This is a genomic window from Streptomyces sp. L500 (assembly GCF_054551825.1).
Genome location: NZ_JBTOLC010000001.1, coordinates 132,978 through 146,919 on the forward strand (window position 1 = coordinate 132,978; position 13,942 = coordinate 146,919).

Sequence of the window (13,942 nt, forward strand, 5' to 3'; positions counted from 1 at the left end):
GAGTTGGAGCCCACCCATAGAGGTACTAGAATATAACCATAAGGAAGGGGGAAGGGCCCCTCCCGAAATCACCTCTTGGAGTCCCCGTGGCCACCATTCGCGTCCTCAAGATGAAGCAGGTCCACCCCAACCCGGACCAGCCGCGCAAGCACTTCGACCCGGTGGCCCTGGAGGAGCTGAAAAACTCCATCCTGAAGCACGGCCTGATCCAGGACATCGCGGTGCGGCCGGACAACAAGCGCGGCGGTTACGAGATCGTCGCCGGTGAGCGGCGCTACCGAGCCCACGAGCTCGCCGGCAAGAAGACGATCCGCGCGAAGATCATCACCGTGGCAGGCGAGCTGGACCAGTTCAAAGCCTCCATGAGCGAGAACATCAACCGCGAGGACATGACGCCCTTCGAAGAGGCCCGCGGGTTCCAGAGGATTCTGGACGAAGAAGAGGACGCGACCATCGAAAGCGTCGCCGCCGACTTCAGCAAGACCGCCCTCTACGTCACCATGCGCCTCGCGCTCCTCGACCTGCACACCGACGTCGTCCAGGTCGTAGAGAAGGGCCACATCGGCATCCTCGCCGCAGTGAAGATCGCCGCCCTCACCCACGCAAACCAGAGCGTGATCCTTGGCAAGTACGCCCGCGGCGAGTTCAAGGCCGACAACGAGATCATCCACTTCGCCTACGCCATGAAGCAGCAGCAGGACCAGCCCGCCCTCCTCCAGGTCGAGGAAATGACCGAGGAGCAGCGCACGGAGCGCGCCGCCACGCAGAAGCGCACCCGAGGAGCCCTCGACCGCGTGGAGCAGGTCCGCGCCCTCCTGGACGAGATCGCGCGCACCGAGCCGATGAAGCTCGCCGAGGCCCTGGCCGGCCAGGTCGGCGCCCGCCTGGACCAGCTCGACCGCGTGGCTGACTCCCTGTCGAAGGCACGCTTCCAGCTGCGCCAGGCGCGGGCGCACGCCGAAGCCGCCGAGGCCATCGCGATCAACCCGGCCGCCGAGATCACCACCGAGTGCGCAGAGGCCCACGAGGACACGCGCGAGCTCGTAGCCGCCTGACGGCGCGCGGCGGCCCTGACACGCGGGGCCGCCCCATCCCGCCACGAGAGGGACACCGTGAATATCTCCACCCCCAGCGGCCTCATCACCGGCCCAGCCGGCGGCTGCAGCAGCTCCTTCTGCTGCAACGCAGCGACACGAGTGCTGGTACACCTGGCCGCCCCGGCCTCCCCCCGCGACGAAGACGTGACCCTGGGCGCCTTCTGCGCCCCCTGCACGGACCGGCACATAAACGCCCGCGTCGCACCGCGGGAGGTCTATCAAGCCGCTGCACTGTCCGGCGAGATCGGCCCCGGCCCGCCACTGCCGCACGACACATGGGCCGTACGAAAGTTCACGCCCGGCGAGGCCGCGGAGATGAGCGCGATCCACCGTGGCGAGCTGCTGTACGGCCGTATCGCGCCGGGCACGTTCGGATGGCGGACGCGGCCATGAGCGGCCAGCCGGACGAGACCGTCGGCGCCTGCGACTTCGGCAGGGCCTGGACGGCCATGAACCATGCCGACTTCGACCTCGCCGCCCCCAACGAACTGAACGTCCCGGCCGCTGCACGCATCACCGCCGTACCCGACCGGTTCGGGACCGCCCCGCTCTTCGGCGAGGAGCCACCCCCTCCCCGCCCCGCCCGGCCCCCGCGCACCGCCGGCGGCGGCACCGAAGGCCAGGACGCCCTCTTCTGACCGCAACCCGGCCGGGGGCCGATGCGGCCCCCGCCCCCCCTTTGAAGGACGAGCTACACCACATGCCGCACACAATGAACACGGCCGGCTGCGCGGAGAACGACACGCTCGAGAAGGAACGGCTGCAGGACCCAACCCCCGTGGAGCCGCTGCCTCTGCTGGGAGAGGTTGTCGAGTACTTCGGTTTCGAGTACGACGTCTTCGGATGGAGCGTCGGTACGCGGTTCGAGTCCTGGGGAGCCAAGCGCCTGCCGAGGCGCCACGACGGGATCGCCACGGACACTCACAGGGGGAAGGGAGTACGTTCTCGCGAGGCAGCCGTGGCCTGGTGCCTGAGGGAGGCGTGGGAACGGCACATCGCCAAGACTGTGCACGCCCGGCATCCGGCACTCTACGGCCCGCACCGCTTCTCGGCCGAGCCCGTGGTGGAGCAGTTGGAGCCGGACTACGAGCGCGTTATCTGGATGGGCCAGGAATGGCGTCTTCACGCCCCGGTGCCCGGCGTCGAGAAGGTTTGGGTTAGCGGCGCCCTTCAGCCGACGACAGGCATTCCCGCCCCTCAACCGAGGGCCCGGCAGATGCACGTCATGCGCAGAGAGTCCCTGGAGGCTGTCCTCACGCCCGACATCATCCGGATTCTGGGCACTGCTCCCCAGGACGTCGCCTGCGTCATGTGCGAGCCCGGCGTCCGGATCAGGTACAGGCAGCGCAAGATCCGCGTCGGTCTCGCAGGGCGCCCTGAGGTGAACGAGGTGGCGTGTCTCGCTCACATCTTCCGGTTCTTCGTGCACTCGGAGGAGGAGAACCTCCTGCACGACCTGGGCGAGGGCTGGTGGCTGGGTCGCGACGAGTTGTGGGACTGGGTCTACGAGGACGCGGAAGCCGCCGAGGACGGTCGGGAGGTACCAGGGGTGCGTCGTCGCTGGCTGGCGCACCTCGCCGATGCTCGTAACGCGACGGCGGCGAAGGCAGACGGCGCAGCTGCGGACTCGTCGGCAAGCCCCTTGTGACCCATAGCACTTTGCCGGAGTGGACACCCCCCACAGAGGTACTAGAATATAACCATAGAGCGAGAGGGAACCGCACAGGGGACCCGGACAGCGAGAGGAAGTCGCCGCACATGATCAGCGCCCCGGCCATCATGGAAGCCTACGAAGCCCTCGGCCTCCAGGCCCCCGACTGCACGGAGTGCGAGGACGGCATCCTGCACTACTGCGACGGCCCCTATGCGATGACCCGTGAGTGCGAGAACTGCCACGGAACCGGCCGGTTCATGGAGTGCCCCCACTGCGTCGAGGGGCTCGCCGGCGATGCCGACTGCCTCACCTGCGACGGCGTGGGCACTCTCCACTGACTTCAAATATGTAGCTGCGTTTAGAAAGGAATCATTAATGAGCCTTGGGAACAGCCTGGCCATGAGTGCCGTCACCAACGGCACCCGCACCGACATCCAGACCACGGCCACCGGCGCGATACGACTCGCCGTCCACCTGCCGGAGGGAGGCGTGCAGCACTTCGAGCGCCCCCAGGTCGGCGGCCCGAAGGACTGGCGGGCCACTGACTTCGAAAGCCCCGGCGGCGGCTGCGCCTTCGACGAGCCGGTCACCACGTGGGGGCCCGCCCTCGAAGTGCTCGTCCTGCCGCCCCGCACCGCCTAACCCCCCGCGGCGCACCGTCGCCCCGTTCAAGGAGCCCCGATGGCCACCCGCCTCCGCGCCCTGCCTGCCTCCGCTCGCGCCGCGCTGATCCTTCTTGCGCTCGCGCTCGCTGCCCTCCCCTTTACCACCGTCTACCGCGGCCTGAACGCCGGGATCACCGTCGGCCAGCCCGGATACAGCGTCGGCTTCGAGTGGCGCGGCAATGTCGGCCCCTTTGCCGACTTCGACGGCGCCGACGACAGCCAGCCGCGCCCCTGACCCCTCCCCGCCTCACCCGGGCCCGGCCAACGCGCCGGGCCCGCTCCGGATCGACAACGAAAGAACCACACGTGAACGACACCCAGGACATGCGCGCAGAGCGCATCGCCCGCCTGACCCTCGCCGAGACCCTCCAGTCGAAGTACATCGCCCAGCTCACCCCAGCCGTGCCGGCGGCTCTCACCCTGAAGGCCATAGAGGCGAGCGCCGACGAACGGCCGCTTCCCAAGCACCTCGCCAAGGTCCTCGCCTACGACGGCCAGCGCGCCCTTGCCGAGGGCGAGGAGGCCGGAGCCCGGTACGTCATCCCCACAGACCCGGAGTGGCCGCAGGCACTCAACGGCCTCGGCGACCAAGGCCCGCTGGGCCTGTGGGTGATCGGCGCCCCCTCGCTCGCCAAGACGGTAAAGAAGTCCATCGCGATCGTCGGAAGCATGGCGGCCAGCGACTACGGCAGGCACTGCGCGGCCTACCTGGCCGACGGCCTCGCCTCCTTCGGGTACAACACCGTCGCGGCAGCCGGCGTCGGCAGCGGCATCGGCCCCTCCGCCCTGGCCGGCTGCGCGGCACGCAACGGGACCCCCGTCGGAGTCCTCTCCGGCGGCATCACCGGGCCCGCCACGCAGGAGATCACCAGAACGCGGCACAGCATCATCCACGCCGGGGGGCTCCTGGTGAGCAAGCACGGCCCTCGCTACCGCACGAGCCTTTCCACGGTTGTCGAGCGCGAGTCCCTGATCGCCGGACTCTCCCGGGCCGTCACCCTCGTGGAGGGCGTATCAGCGAAGTACGAGCTCGCCGGCCGGACCGCCGAGCGCATGGACCGGCCCCTGCTCGCCGTGCCCGGCCCCATCACCTCCGGGCTCTCGGACCTACCCAACGAACTGATCCGGCAGGGACGCGCCAAGGCCGTCACCAGCGCCACGAACATCATCGCCCGCACCAAGAACCTCACCTGATCTCAGGGGGAACGAGACATGCAGACCAATGACAGCCAGCACGGATTCGCCAAAGGCGACGCCGTCCACCTCGCCTCACCCGAGGGTGAGGAGAAGAAGCTCCTGCGCGGTCGGGTCACAGCCTTCGGGCAGGACTGGCTCGACGGCGCGCCCCTGGTGATGGTCCTGTGGGCCGGGGCAGGCCGGGCGGCGGGCTACCACCCCTGCGAGCTGGAGCACTCCCGCGCCCTTCTTCCCGACCTTAAATAGGTACCTACGTTTGGTCGTGCTAGGTTTTACGACGTCACCGGCCCTGGCACGGCCCCTGACACCAACCGACCTCCGGACGGGCTAAGCGACCCCCCGCGCCCAGCCTGCCCGGACCGGCCCGTCCGATACGGGCCACCCCTCCGGCCGGGACCCGCACCCCCACGCGGGTCCCGGCCCACCCATGGAGAGACACATGCCAAGCACCACGCACGACGCCGAGTACGAGGCCCTGATCGCCGAGCGGTACGGGCGCCCCCTCTCGGCCATTGTCGAAGAGCTCAACCCGGCCCGGCCCTTGACCGACCTCCTCAAGGAGCGCCACCGCCGGCTCCCGCCACCCCCGGCCTCCCACCCGGGCATGCCGGCCGCACGAGACCCTCGCTGGGCCGAGCACCAGGCGGTACTCGAAGCCGCGATCCGGCCGCCCCGGGCGAAGCAGTGACCGAGGAGCAGTTCCGCCGCCAGGTCCGGAAGATCGCCGAGATGCGCGGCTGGAGCCTCGCCTACCACACGCACAACTCGCAACGCTCCGACGCCGGATGGCCCGACGAGGTGTTCGGCCACCCGCACACCCGGCGCGTCCTGTTCGTCGAGCTGAAGACGGACACCGGCCGCATACGGCCCGCCCAGCGCGAATGGCTCCAGCACCTGGCCGCCAGCGGCCTCGAAGCCACCCTGTGGCGGCCCCGCGACATGAAGCTCATCGTCGACACCCTCGCCCCCAACGGGCCCCGCGCCCAACTCCCCGAAGACCTCCGACCGAAGGCCCGACCGTGACCGCCCCCGACGACACCACCGACCGCGCGCCCAAGCCGGAGCCCAAGCCCGAGCAGCCGTGGTGCAAGGCGTGCGACAGCTACTTCAACCTCCTCACCAACACCTGCCGCTGCAACTACCGATAGCCCCCTGACGGAGACCACCGTGACCGGCTCTGCCCGCGACGCCGCCAACCGCACCACGCCAAACCCGCCGGCGCCCAGGCAGAGTCTCCCGGGCCTCACCACCGACGAAGCCCTCGCCGAGATCGCACGCCTGGCGGACTTCCTCTGTGAACACCTCGCCGACCAGCCGTGGCGCACCGCCGCCCGTATCCGTGCACTCGCCGAGAACCTGACCGCCGACAAGCCGAGGACCACCTGATGTACGTCCGATTCGAGCCCGTGCCGCCCCCACGCCGAAGCCACCAGGCATACGAGGTAGCCGAAGAACTCCGCGGTCACAGGGGCGAATGGGCGCGCATCGCCGACTACGACAGCCCCAACCACGCCAGCAACTACTGCCACCGCATCCGCAACGGCGTAGCCGCCGCCTTCCGGCCCGCCGGCGCCTTCGAGTCCCAGGCCCGCACCGGAGACGACGGCCGGGGCTACGTATGGGCCCGGTACGTCGGCAGCCCGGTCCAGTAACGGCACCTCCCCACCGGGCCGCACCGCCTCGGCGCCCCTCCCCCGGCCCTCGCGATGCCCGAGGGAAGCTGGCCCGCTGCCGCGTTCCACCAGGGCCCCGCCGCCATACCCAGCAACACCAGCACGATCACGGAGCACGCCATCAACACCAAGCGCAAGGCCCTGGCCGCCATCAGCTGCACCGCCCTCATAGCCGCAGCCTCCACCGCCTGCCTGCCGTCCCGCCACGACAGCGCCGCCACCAAGGTCAAGAAGGCGTTCGCCGCGCTCGGCTCCCAGCACGCCATGTCCGCGGAGATCCGCCTCGACGCCACCGCAGACCAGATCTACGCGGCCATGCGCGACCAGAAGGACTTCAAGCGCGCCGACGCCGACACGCTCGCCGACCTGCGCCTGTCCTATGCCCTGAGCTACGACATGCCCCTCAAGGACGCCCGGAACGACGACTCCGGCACCGGCTCCTTCGCCCTGTCTCGCGCGGGACACAAGCCGATGCTGGAGATGCGGTCCGCCGGCAAGACCCTCTACGCCCGAGCCGACCTCAAGGACCTCTCCCAGCTCGGACGCAGCCACGGCGACGACGACCAGAACGACACGGACGTGGCCGGCCTCGACCAGCTGGTGAAGAAGGCCGACACGCTGCCCCCCTCCATGGACAGCGTCAAAACCGCCCTCAAGGGAGGCTGGGTCTACCTCGACCCCACGGCCTACCAGGACGAACCGGCCGAGGACGACCAGCTGGACGCGAAGACGCAGAAGCAGGTCCTCGAGACCCTTGAGAAGGCCCTGGACGGCAACGTCTCCTTCAAGAACACGGGCAAGGTCAACGGCGCCGATCACGTGAAGGTGACCCTGCCCGCGAAGAAGACCGCCAAGGACATCACGGACGGCCTCAAGCCGTTGACGGACAAGCTCGGCGGCCGCGTCGACCGGATGACCGATGACCTGGACGACATCCCCGACAAGGACATCAGCGTCGACGTGGCGCTCCGCGACGGCAAGGTCTCCTCCCTCACCCTCGACCTCGCGCAGCTCGACCGCAAGGTCAAGGACAAGCTGCCCCTGACCATCGCCATCAAGGGCGGCGCAACCAAGATCGATATCCCCACCGACGCCAAGCCGCTCACCCCCGGGGACGTCATGGCCGCCGCCATGCTCACCCACCGCAGCGACGAGACGAAGGCACTCAGCCGCATGCAGGCCTGACCTCACAGGAGCGGATCACCATGAACAACGACACCAGCACTGTGACAACCGGGCCGATGCCTTCCAAAAGGTGTCCCGAACTCGGGCTTCTGATGGCCGAGGCAGCCGACAGCCTCCACCGCGGCGCCTCCCTGTTCGACACCCTCCTGGAACTCGCTGAAAGCGCGTGGGCGGCCGGCCATATCCAAGGCGAAGACCACTGCACCGGGTGCACGGAACGCGGAGCAGGCGGCCACAACTGGCCAGCAAGGCAGGATGCCGTCCTCGGTCTCTTCCCAAATGCGCGCGCCTTCACCTACCGCAGCATCTGGGGCAGAGCAAAGCACGACGGGGCTCTGCTGCCGCATTGTGGCAAGCCGGACTGCCCCGGCTCCGCGCTCTCGAACCGCCGAGACCGCCCGAGCCAGACCGCTCGCCGAACCTCACGCACACACGACTGAGCCAAGAGGCCAGGAGCCGCGCCACCAGGTGCCGCCCCTGGCCTCACCCACACCCTCGACGAAGGAGAAGCGCGTGATCGTCCGCCTCGACACCCGTTGGGAAGTCGACCCCGACACCTGGGCAGAGGCAGCCGGCATGGACCCGTCCCGGTGCATCCCGGAGTTCCCCTGGTACCTCTCGGACGCGGCCAGCTTCATACCGATGCTCGACGCCACGGACGCCCGCCTGCGCGACCCCGGCGTGGACAGATACCTCCCGGACGAGCTCGACGGGCAGGTCCGGTTCACGATCAGCTGGACCATCCACGTCGACGCCGACACCTGGATACGGACGCGGGCGGAGGGCTCCGGGCACCGGCCCAACGCCGAGGACTGCGGGTACACCCCGCCAGTACCCGCGCCGTACGGCCGGGCCCACAACGACTGCGCCAGGCACTTCACCGACGAGCTGTACAACCAGACGTTGGTCATCGAGTCCAAAGCGATCATGAGCGTGCTCGCACCCTTCGAACACACGTATACGCCCGAGGGGCGACGGGCCATGGGGCGGTGACGCGCAGCGGATCCGTCACATCCTCCGGTAAGTGCCCGAGCGAGTCGCGGCCGTCAGTCTGCCCGACCGCCTGCGGCGTAGGAGACCGGTGCTTCAGGGGGAACTGATGCCTCGTCGTTTGCCAGGGCCTCCGCTGGAAGTTCAATGGGCTCGCCGTGAAGGGTGACGTTCACGAGGTAGGCGAGCCGGTAGGCGAGGACGACGTACTGCAACGCGACCTCGGTAGACGGCGCCGCGTACGGCGGAATACGCAAGCCCACATGGACCACGTTCAGGTGCGCGGCGACCGCACCCGCTCCACCGGGAAGATGTCCGTCGTCCTCGGCCCGGCGGAAGGTGGCCACGATGTTCGAGGTCCAGCGGCCGGGAAGGTCCTGGTAGAGAGAGCCGGCCAGCTGTACCGCGGAGAGCCGGGTCACCTCCCAGCCGTCATCGATGGCGGCGTAGGGCTGCGTGGTGGCTAGCTCGGCCGCCTTGGCCAGCCCCTTGCCTGTGCGCAGCTTGGGGACGCGGGAGCGGGATTCAATCAGCCATCCGGGGATCGGTGTCGCGCTGGTCGAACCACCGCCGGCTGCTGCCCACCGCTGCCGTGCCTCCTCGCGATCAGCTTGCAGCGCCCGCACGAGTGCCTCTGTAACGGGCCACGTGGGCAGGCGGCGCCCTTGAAAGGCGTCGCCGATCACGGTCTTGCTGTAGCCGGTGTGCGTCTCCAGCTCCCGGTACGTCGGCTTGCCCGCGTTCAGGCGCAGGGCCTTGAGGTACTGGGCGAATGGCTTGGTGTCCAACGGCTCCCCCGTGTGCAATCACAGCTGGCCCGAGGGTAGTGGGCTGCGTACCGACGTGTCCGGGTGTCCGGACAAGTACCGGTGATCGTCTACCGGGCTATCCGGACAGGGCTGTTGCGCGTTCTGCTGGTGCCTCGACTTTGGGACTTCGGAGGAGTTGTTGGACATGCCTTTGGAACCGCTGGTGCTCTGCGCCGTGGCCCACAGCATTGCCGCCGTCACCGGTCATGCCGCTCGAACCGGAACCTTCTGGCTCGCGCTGCGCGGCGTGCCGCCCGAGCACAGAGCGACGATTCTGATCGCTTTGAGCTCGAGGCCGGCCGTGTCTCTGCCGCGCAGGCAACGGCTTTGGTCGCGACCGCGGTTCTAGCGCCGTTTGTTGGGCGTGCACGGATTCCCCCTCAGATCCGTCCGGCCCGTTGCCCCCTTCTTCTTGTGATCGCTTGCACGCCGGAGGTGCATGTAGCCGCTGGGGTGGGCGGCCACCGTGGAGACCTGTTGTCTCAGGGTGGCCGCTCACCTCAGCGAGCTACCGCCTTGATCGCGGAGGTCGGCCTCCGCTCCAGGGGAACCACTCCGCCAGCGCGCGGATCACTGCGGGGAGGTCAGGGCGGTCTGCACGGCAAACTGCTACGAGAGCGGAGGCGAAGAGAACAAGGGCACCCAGCAGGAGGACAGTTACCGCAGGAGACAGGCTCAACCCGAGCACTTCAGCTATTGCGTGCGGTGACGACGTCAAAGCTTCCAAATCCGGCTCCTCTCAAGAGGTGGCCGGATGGCTAACAGCACGCTCAGTCCGGCCACCGGTTCGATAGGTGGTGAGGACCGAGTACGTGCCGCCGCAAGACTCAGACAGTATTCGCTTGTCCTGCGCCGACCCCAACGGGCCGGGTATCTGGTGCATATGTTCACAGTCCCACGTTCACTGTCCCGTGGAATGCGTGCCGCAGGTCTCGCCCGGCGGGGCGCGTCCCACGACGTGCTGCCTCACTTCGGCAGCCGCGACTGTCGCGATCAGCGTTGTCTAACCCACTGACCGCCACCAACCGTACACGCGCGCAGGCCAGCTGGAGGGCGATCACGGAACTTGAGCTGTGGCCCGCAGCGTGACCTACGGCTCATGCGCCTAGGCTCGTGGTGGGCGTGGGGCTGGAGTCTCCGTGTCGTCCTCTGCAACCCGCATCCCTGCCTCCCTGGCGGACCTTGCCGCCTCGATCGCCGACCTGGCTCCCTATCACCGCAACCCTCGCACCGGCGATGTCGCGGCGATCTCGGAGTCGCTGTCCGTGAACGGCCAGTACCGGCCGATCGTCGTCAACAAGGGCAGCCTGACGGGCCGACCGAACGAGATCCTGGCAGGCAACCACACCTTCAAGGCCGCGAAGGAGCTGGGCTGGGACGAGATCGCGGTCACGTGGCTCGACGTGGACGACGAGACCGCGGCGAAGATCGTCATCGTCGACAACCGCAGCTCCGACCTGGCCGGCTACGACAGTGTCCTCCTCGCCGACATCCTCGACGAACTGCCCGACCTCGACGGCACGGGCTACGACCAGGACGCCCTGGACGAACTGCTGGACCGAGTGGAACTGCCGTCCGCACTGCCGACGGAGACCCAGGAGTCGGAGGGCGCTTCGACGCAGGCCGACTACCTCCAGTGGGGGTACATGCAGTGGGGCGTCACCCGCGTGCAGGTCACCAGCGAGGAGATCGACCGGCTGACGGCCGCGCACAAGGCGTACGTCGAGGCGCACGGTACCGATGGAGGATTCGGGCACTTCGTGATGGACGGCAGCGCCCGGACGGTGGCCGCGGGTGCCTGAGTTCATCGAGTCGATGCCGCTGTCCAACCTGCGGCCGGCCGACTACAACCCGCGCAGGCTGTCCGAGGAGTCGTTCGCGCGGCTCCAGCGGTCGCTGGAGCTGTTCGGGTGTGTGAAGCCGGTGATCGTCAACCGCGGCGGCACCTTGGTCGCGGGGCACCAGCGGACGAAGAGCCTGGCGGCGATCGGCGTGGACCGGGTGCCGGCGATCGTGCTGGACGACCAGGTCGGCATCCACGACGAAATCCGGTTCAACCTGCTGCACAACTCGGTGGAGACGGACGGGTCCACGGTGCGGCTGCCCGCGTGCTCGGAGGACGAGCACGGCTGGTCATGGCTGGAGCCGGAGGACATCTTCGTTCGGGCGCGCGCGAACGCTGTGGTGCAGTCGGAGATCCGGCGGCTGGTCTCGGGGTACGGGACGTGGGGTTCGGTGGTGGCCGACCATCGGGGCCGGGTGATCCTCAACCAGGACTACGCGGTGGTGTGTAAGGACCTGCGGAAGCCGCTGCTGGTGTACCGGGTGTCGGTGCAGGAGGCCGACGAGTTGATCCAGTGGCTGGACGGCGACTACGGCGTCTACGACTACAGCGGGGTGGAGATCAAGGCGTACAACCAGCACAAGTGCCAGATGCACCGCCTTGCCGGGGATGAGGGGATCTCGAACCGGTCGACGACCTACGAGCGGTACGTGCTGCCTCTGATCGAGAAGGGCGGGAAGGAGCAGCGGATCGCGGACTTCGGCGCCGGCGAGGCGGCGTATATCCGGAGGCTGCGGGGGCAGGGCTTCGATGCGCACTGGTACGAACCGCATGTTCGGACAGATGGCACGGCCGGCAGCCTTGATGTGGCGGCCAGCGTTGCGCAGATCCGGGACCTTCAGCGTGATGTGGCGAAGAGCGGCCTGTACGACATTGTGGTGCTGGACTCGGTCCTGAACTCGGTGACGTCGTTGGAGTTCGAGGAGCATGTGCTGATCGCCTGCAATTCGCTCGTCGCGGATGGGGGCACATTCATCACAGGGACGCGCAACCTGGGCAATCTTCAGAAGAAGTGGGCTGCGAAGAAGAAGACGTCGAAGAAGTACCGGTGCGGCTTGGACTTCCTGGACGAGAACAACTTCTCCGCCACGTTCCGGTCCGGGGTGTGGACGATGCAGCGGTACCACACGCGGGAGACGCTGCGGGAGACGCTTGGCCGCTACTTCGGGGAGGTGGAGGTCATGGGTGCGGCGACGGGCAGCAACATCTACGCCGTGTGCCGGAAGCCGCTGGGCGTCGGCGCGGAGCGGCGCCGCCTCGCCCTGGAGACAGAATTCAACATGGAATACCCGGGGAATTACCGACACAATCGCCATAAGCCGCTCGTGAAATCATTGATGTCCGCATGCGAATCCCGGGATCAGAAAATTGCCACTTCCTGGGAATGTAAATAGAATGGAGGGTGAATTGTTTTCTCTTTAAGTGGGGGAAGGATGAGTGTGCCCACAATCGTGGTTCGCCGCGAAGGGTTCCATCAATTCGTGTGGCTGAAGTACGTCACCGGGGTGGACCTCACGAGGCACTGTGCCCGGTCCATGCACGGCGGCTACAGCCGTCACGTCCGCCCGGAGCTGGACCTGATGCAGGTCCAGCTGGACGAGTTCGAACCGCCGATCGCCTGGTACCTGTGCGGGGTCACCCGGCGGTGGCAGAACAACGCCCACCTCGCGTTCGAGGCGGCGCCGGGCGAGCGGCACGAGCTCCAGGTCCAGGGCCTGCACGTGACCCTCACGGGCGGCAGACCAATCCCCTTCGACGCGGACGCCGTGCCTGCCGACGACCCGCACGCGGACGATCCGAAGTACGCGACGTGCCGGAACTGGCAGTTCGCCCATCACCTGTCCGCCGCCCGCGGGCTGCCCAGCATTCCGAACCCGACGTCGCGCAGCCGGCCGACGAGCTGGGTCCGCGGGCAGATGCGGCTGCTGTAGGCACGGCCTCGGCTCACCCGCCCGGTGGGTGGCGAGGTCGGGCAGCTTTGAGGGGACCGCTCCCGCCCGCCGGGTCCGGTCCCCTCACACGCTGAGCCTCACGTCGGTCCGACGATCCCCTTTGATGCGGGCGGGGCACGGCAGCACGGGCAAAGCGGGAGTACCCACAGTGATCAGGACTGTTGCACTCCAACCGTCACGCTACGACAGCGAACGGGACTTCCCGCCCGCAAGGGCTGGATCCCTCTCCGTTACGAGATCATTGATGGAGGGCGCGGGGGTCCAGGGAGTCTGTTCATGGGCCGCCCCAACCGCGCTACCCGGGCCGCCATCACCCAGCGGCGTTCCGATGCGATCGACCTGAAGATCGCCGGTGTCGACTGGCTGACCATCGGCAGGAAGCTCGCCGCCGACCCCTCCATCAACAGCGATGGTGTCGCGTACCCGCAGGGGTACGGCATCGAGAAGTACAAGAGGGGCCTGGAGCCGCCTACGGACAAGCGGCTGATCGAGCTGGCGTGCAAGGACGTCTCGAAGGCGCTTGCGGAGCGGGCTGCCGTGCTGGACGAGAGCACGGATGAGCTCCGGCGGCTGATGCTGGCGCGGCTGGAGAAGCTGTTCTTCCCCATGTACCGGGCGGCCGTTCGGTCCGGGGACTACCAGGCCACCGACCGGGCGGTGCGCATCATCGAGCGCGAGTCCCATCTCCTGGGTCTGAACAGGCCCGCGCGGACGGAGGTCTCTGGACCGGACGGGCTCCCGGTGCAGGTGCAGTCGGCCAGCATGGAGGAGCTGGAGCGGCTGATCGGCCTGGCCGGCGGTGCGCCGGGCGACAGTGACGCGGGCTGACGAGGAGGCGGCTCTCAGCGTTTATCGGACGCTTCCCGCGCAGCGTCGC

22 protein-coding genes are annotated in these 13,942 nt (G+C 68.2%); 21 read left to right on the plus strand and 1 reads right to left on the minus strand.

Annotation, left to right across the window (positions count from 1 at the left end; translation table 11 throughout):
- Positions 1-86: 86 nt before the first annotated feature.
- From ACX9I7_RS00650 to ACX9I7_RS00730, 17 genes are all read left to right on the plus strand, one after another.
- On the plus strand, positions 87-1,055 hold the full coding sequence (locus ACX9I7_RS00650) for a ParB/RepB/Spo0J family partition protein (RefSeq protein WP_459386127.1): 969 nt from the start codon (positions 87-89) through the stop codon (positions 1,053-1,055).
- A 57-nt stretch (positions 1,056-1,112) separates the two neighbouring features.
- Complete coding sequence (locus tag ACX9I7_RS00655; protein WP_459386128.1) at positions 1,113-1,490, plus strand: hypothetical protein; 378 nt, start codon at positions 1,113-1,115, stop codon at positions 1,488-1,490.
- Entirely contained in the window at positions 1,487-1,735 is a 249-nt protein-coding gene (locus ACX9I7_RS00660; RefSeq protein WP_459386129.1) for a hypothetical protein, read from the plus strand. Before ACX9I7_RS00655 ends, ACX9I7_RS00660 begins: the two co-directional genes overlap by 4 nt.
- Before the next feature lie 74 nt (positions 1,736-1,809).
- Positions 1,810-2,745 carry a hypothetical protein gene (locus ACX9I7_RS00665; protein ID WP_459386130.1) on the plus strand — a complete coding sequence of 312 codons (936 nt, stop codon included), beginning with the start codon at positions 1,810-1,812 and terminating at the stop codon, positions 2,743-2,745.
- A gap of 110 nt (positions 2,746-2,855) precedes the next feature.
- Complete coding sequence (locus ACX9I7_RS00670) at positions 2,856-3,089, plus strand: hypothetical protein (RefSeq protein ID WP_459386131.1); 234 nt, start codon at positions 2,856-2,858, stop codon at positions 3,087-3,089.
- Between the two features lie 37 nt (positions 3,090-3,126).
- Entirely contained in the window at positions 3,127-3,393 is a 267-nt protein-coding gene (locus tag ACX9I7_RS00675) for a hypothetical protein (protein ID WP_459386132.1), read from the plus strand.
- A 39-nt stretch (positions 3,394-3,432) separates the two neighbouring features.
- Positions 3,433-3,651 (plus strand): hypothetical protein, encoded by a 219-nt coding sequence (locus tag ACX9I7_RS00680; RefSeq protein WP_459386133.1) that lies wholly within the window; start codon positions 3,433-3,435, stop codon positions 3,649-3,651.
- Positions 3,652-3,722: 71 nt separating this feature from the next.
- Positions 3,723-4,610, plus strand: a complete 888-nt coding sequence (locus tag ACX9I7_RS00685) for a DNA-processing protein DprA (RefSeq protein ID WP_459386134.1) — start codon at positions 3,723-3,725, stop codon at positions 4,608-4,610.
- 18 nt (positions 4,611-4,628) lie between these two features.
- Positions 4,629-4,859 (plus strand): hypothetical protein, encoded by a 231-nt coding sequence (locus ACX9I7_RS00690; protein WP_459386135.1) that lies wholly within the window; start codon positions 4,629-4,631, stop codon positions 4,857-4,859.
- 193 nt (positions 4,860-5,052) lie between these two features.
- On the plus strand, positions 5,053-5,301 hold the full coding sequence (locus ACX9I7_RS00695) for a hypothetical protein (protein WP_459386136.1): 249 nt from the start codon (positions 5,053-5,055) through the stop codon (positions 5,299-5,301).
- Positions 5,298-5,636 (plus strand): VRR-NUC domain-containing protein, encoded by a 339-nt coding sequence (locus tag ACX9I7_RS00700; protein ID WP_459386137.1) that lies wholly within the window; start codon positions 5,298-5,300, stop codon positions 5,634-5,636. Before ACX9I7_RS00695 ends, ACX9I7_RS00700 begins: the two co-directional genes overlap by 4 nt.
- Positions 5,633-5,761 carry a hypothetical protein gene (locus ACX9I7_RS00705; RefSeq protein WP_459386138.1) on the plus strand — a complete coding sequence of 43 codons (129 nt, stop codon included), beginning with the start codon at positions 5,633-5,635 and terminating at the stop codon, positions 5,759-5,761. The genes ACX9I7_RS00700 and ACX9I7_RS00705 overlap by 4 nt, the downstream gene beginning before the upstream one ends.
- 19 nt (positions 5,762-5,780) lie before the next feature.
- The gene (locus ACX9I7_RS00710) at positions 5,781-5,999 is read left to right on the plus strand and encodes a hypothetical protein (protein ID WP_459386139.1); all 219 of its coding nucleotides are present in this window, start codon (positions 5,781-5,783) and stop codon (positions 5,997-5,999) included.
- The gene (locus ACX9I7_RS00715; RefSeq protein ID WP_459386140.1) at positions 5,999-6,265 is read left to right on the plus strand and encodes a hypothetical protein; all 267 of its coding nucleotides are present in this window, start codon (positions 5,999-6,001) and stop codon (positions 6,263-6,265) included. The genes ACX9I7_RS00710 and ACX9I7_RS00715 overlap by 1 nt, the downstream gene beginning before the upstream one ends.
- Positions 6,266-6,319: 54 nt before the next feature.
- Entirely contained in the window at positions 6,320-7,471 is a 1,152-nt protein-coding gene (locus tag ACX9I7_RS00720) for a hypothetical protein (RefSeq protein WP_459386141.1), read from the plus strand.
- A 20-nt stretch (positions 7,472-7,491) separates the two neighbouring features.
- Complete coding sequence (locus ACX9I7_RS00725; RefSeq protein ID WP_459386142.1) at positions 7,492-7,911, plus strand: hypothetical protein; 420 nt, start codon at positions 7,492-7,494, stop codon at positions 7,909-7,911.
- 73 nt (positions 7,912-7,984) lie between these two features.
- Positions 7,985-8,464: a hypothetical protein gene (locus tag ACX9I7_RS00730; protein ID WP_459386143.1), complete on the plus strand. Its 480-nt coding sequence runs from the start codon at positions 7,985-7,987 to the stop codon at positions 8,462-8,464.
- 53 nt (positions 8,465-8,517) lie between these two features.
- On the opposite strand, the gene ACX9I7_RS00735 is transcribed toward ACX9I7_RS00730, so the two are convergent.
- A complete protein-coding gene (locus tag ACX9I7_RS00735; protein WP_459386144.1) occupies positions 8,518-9,249 on the minus strand; it encodes a helix-turn-helix domain-containing protein in 732 nt (243 codons plus the stop codon).
- 1,160 nt (positions 9,250-10,409) lie between these two features.
- Here ACX9I7_RS00735 and ACX9I7_RS00740 point away from each other — a divergent pair.
- The 4 genes from ACX9I7_RS00740 to ACX9I7_RS00755 all read left to right on the plus strand — a co-directional run bounded on the left by ACX9I7_RS00740 (position 10,410) and on the right by ACX9I7_RS00755 (position 13,893).
- The gene (locus tag ACX9I7_RS00740) at positions 10,410-11,072 is read left to right on the plus strand and encodes a ParB N-terminal domain-containing protein (RefSeq protein ID WP_459386145.1); all 663 of its coding nucleotides are present in this window, start codon (positions 10,410-10,412) and stop codon (positions 11,070-11,072) included.
- Positions 11,065-12,507, plus strand: coding sequence for a ParB N-terminal domain-containing protein (locus tag ACX9I7_RS00745; RefSeq protein WP_459386146.1), 1,443 nt, complete (start codon positions 11,065-11,067; stop codon positions 12,505-12,507). The genes ACX9I7_RS00740 and ACX9I7_RS00745 overlap by 8 nt, the downstream gene beginning before the upstream one ends.
- A gap of 87 nt (positions 12,508-12,594) precedes the next feature.
- Entirely contained in the window at positions 12,595-13,044 is a 450-nt protein-coding gene (locus tag ACX9I7_RS00750) for a hypothetical protein (protein WP_459386147.1), read from the plus strand.
- Between the two features lie 297 nt (positions 13,045-13,341).
- Positions 13,342-13,893 carry a hypothetical protein gene (locus tag ACX9I7_RS00755; protein WP_459386148.1) on the plus strand — a complete coding sequence of 184 codons (552 nt, stop codon included), beginning with the start codon at positions 13,342-13,344 and terminating at the stop codon, positions 13,891-13,893.
- Positions 13,894-13,942: the final 49 nt, after the last annotated feature.

Excerpts from the sequence above, each read along its gene's own strand:
- ACX9I7_RS00660 (WP_459386129.1), top strand. The coding sequence starts at position 1,487 with ATGAGCGGCCAGCCGGACGAGACCGTCGGCGCCTGCGACTTCGGCAGG.
- ACX9I7_RS00665 (WP_459386130.1), top strand. The coding sequence starts at position 1,810 with ATGAACACGGCCGGCTGCGCGGAGAACGACACGCTCGAGAAGGAACGG.
- ACX9I7_RS00670 (WP_459386131.1), top strand. The coding sequence starts at position 2,856 with ATGATCAGCGCCCCGGCCATCATGGAAGCCTACGAAGCCCTCGGCCTC.
- ACX9I7_RS00675 (WP_459386132.1), top strand. The coding sequence starts at position 3,127 with ATGAGCCTTGGGAACAGCCTGGCCATGAGTGCCGTCACCAACGGCACC.
- ACX9I7_RS00680 (WP_459386133.1), top strand. The coding sequence starts at position 3,433 with ATGGCCACCCGCCTCCGCGCCCTGCCTGCCTCCGCTCGCGCCGCGCTG.
- ACX9I7_RS00690 (WP_459386135.1), top strand. The coding sequence starts at position 4,629 with ATGCAGACCAATGACAGCCAGCACGGATTCGCCAAAGGCGACGCCGTC.
- ACX9I7_RS00695 (WP_459386136.1), top strand. The coding sequence starts at position 5,053 with ATGCCAAGCACCACGCACGACGCCGAGTACGAGGCCCTGATCGCCGAG.
- ACX9I7_RS00715 (WP_459386140.1), top strand. The coding sequence starts at position 5,999 with ATGTACGTCCGATTCGAGCCCGTGCCGCCCCCACGCCGAAGCCACCAG.
- ACX9I7_RS00720 (WP_459386141.1), top strand. The coding sequence starts at position 6,320 with ATGCCCGAGGGAAGCTGGCCCGCTGCCGCGTTCCACCAGGGCCCCGCC.
- ACX9I7_RS00725 (WP_459386142.1), top strand. The coding sequence starts at position 7,492 with ATGAACAACGACACCAGCACTGTGACAACCGGGCCGATGCCTTCCAAA.
- ACX9I7_RS00755 (WP_459386148.1), top strand. The coding sequence starts at position 13,342 with ATGGGCCGCCCCAACCGCGCTACCCGGGCCGCCATCACCCAGCGGCGT.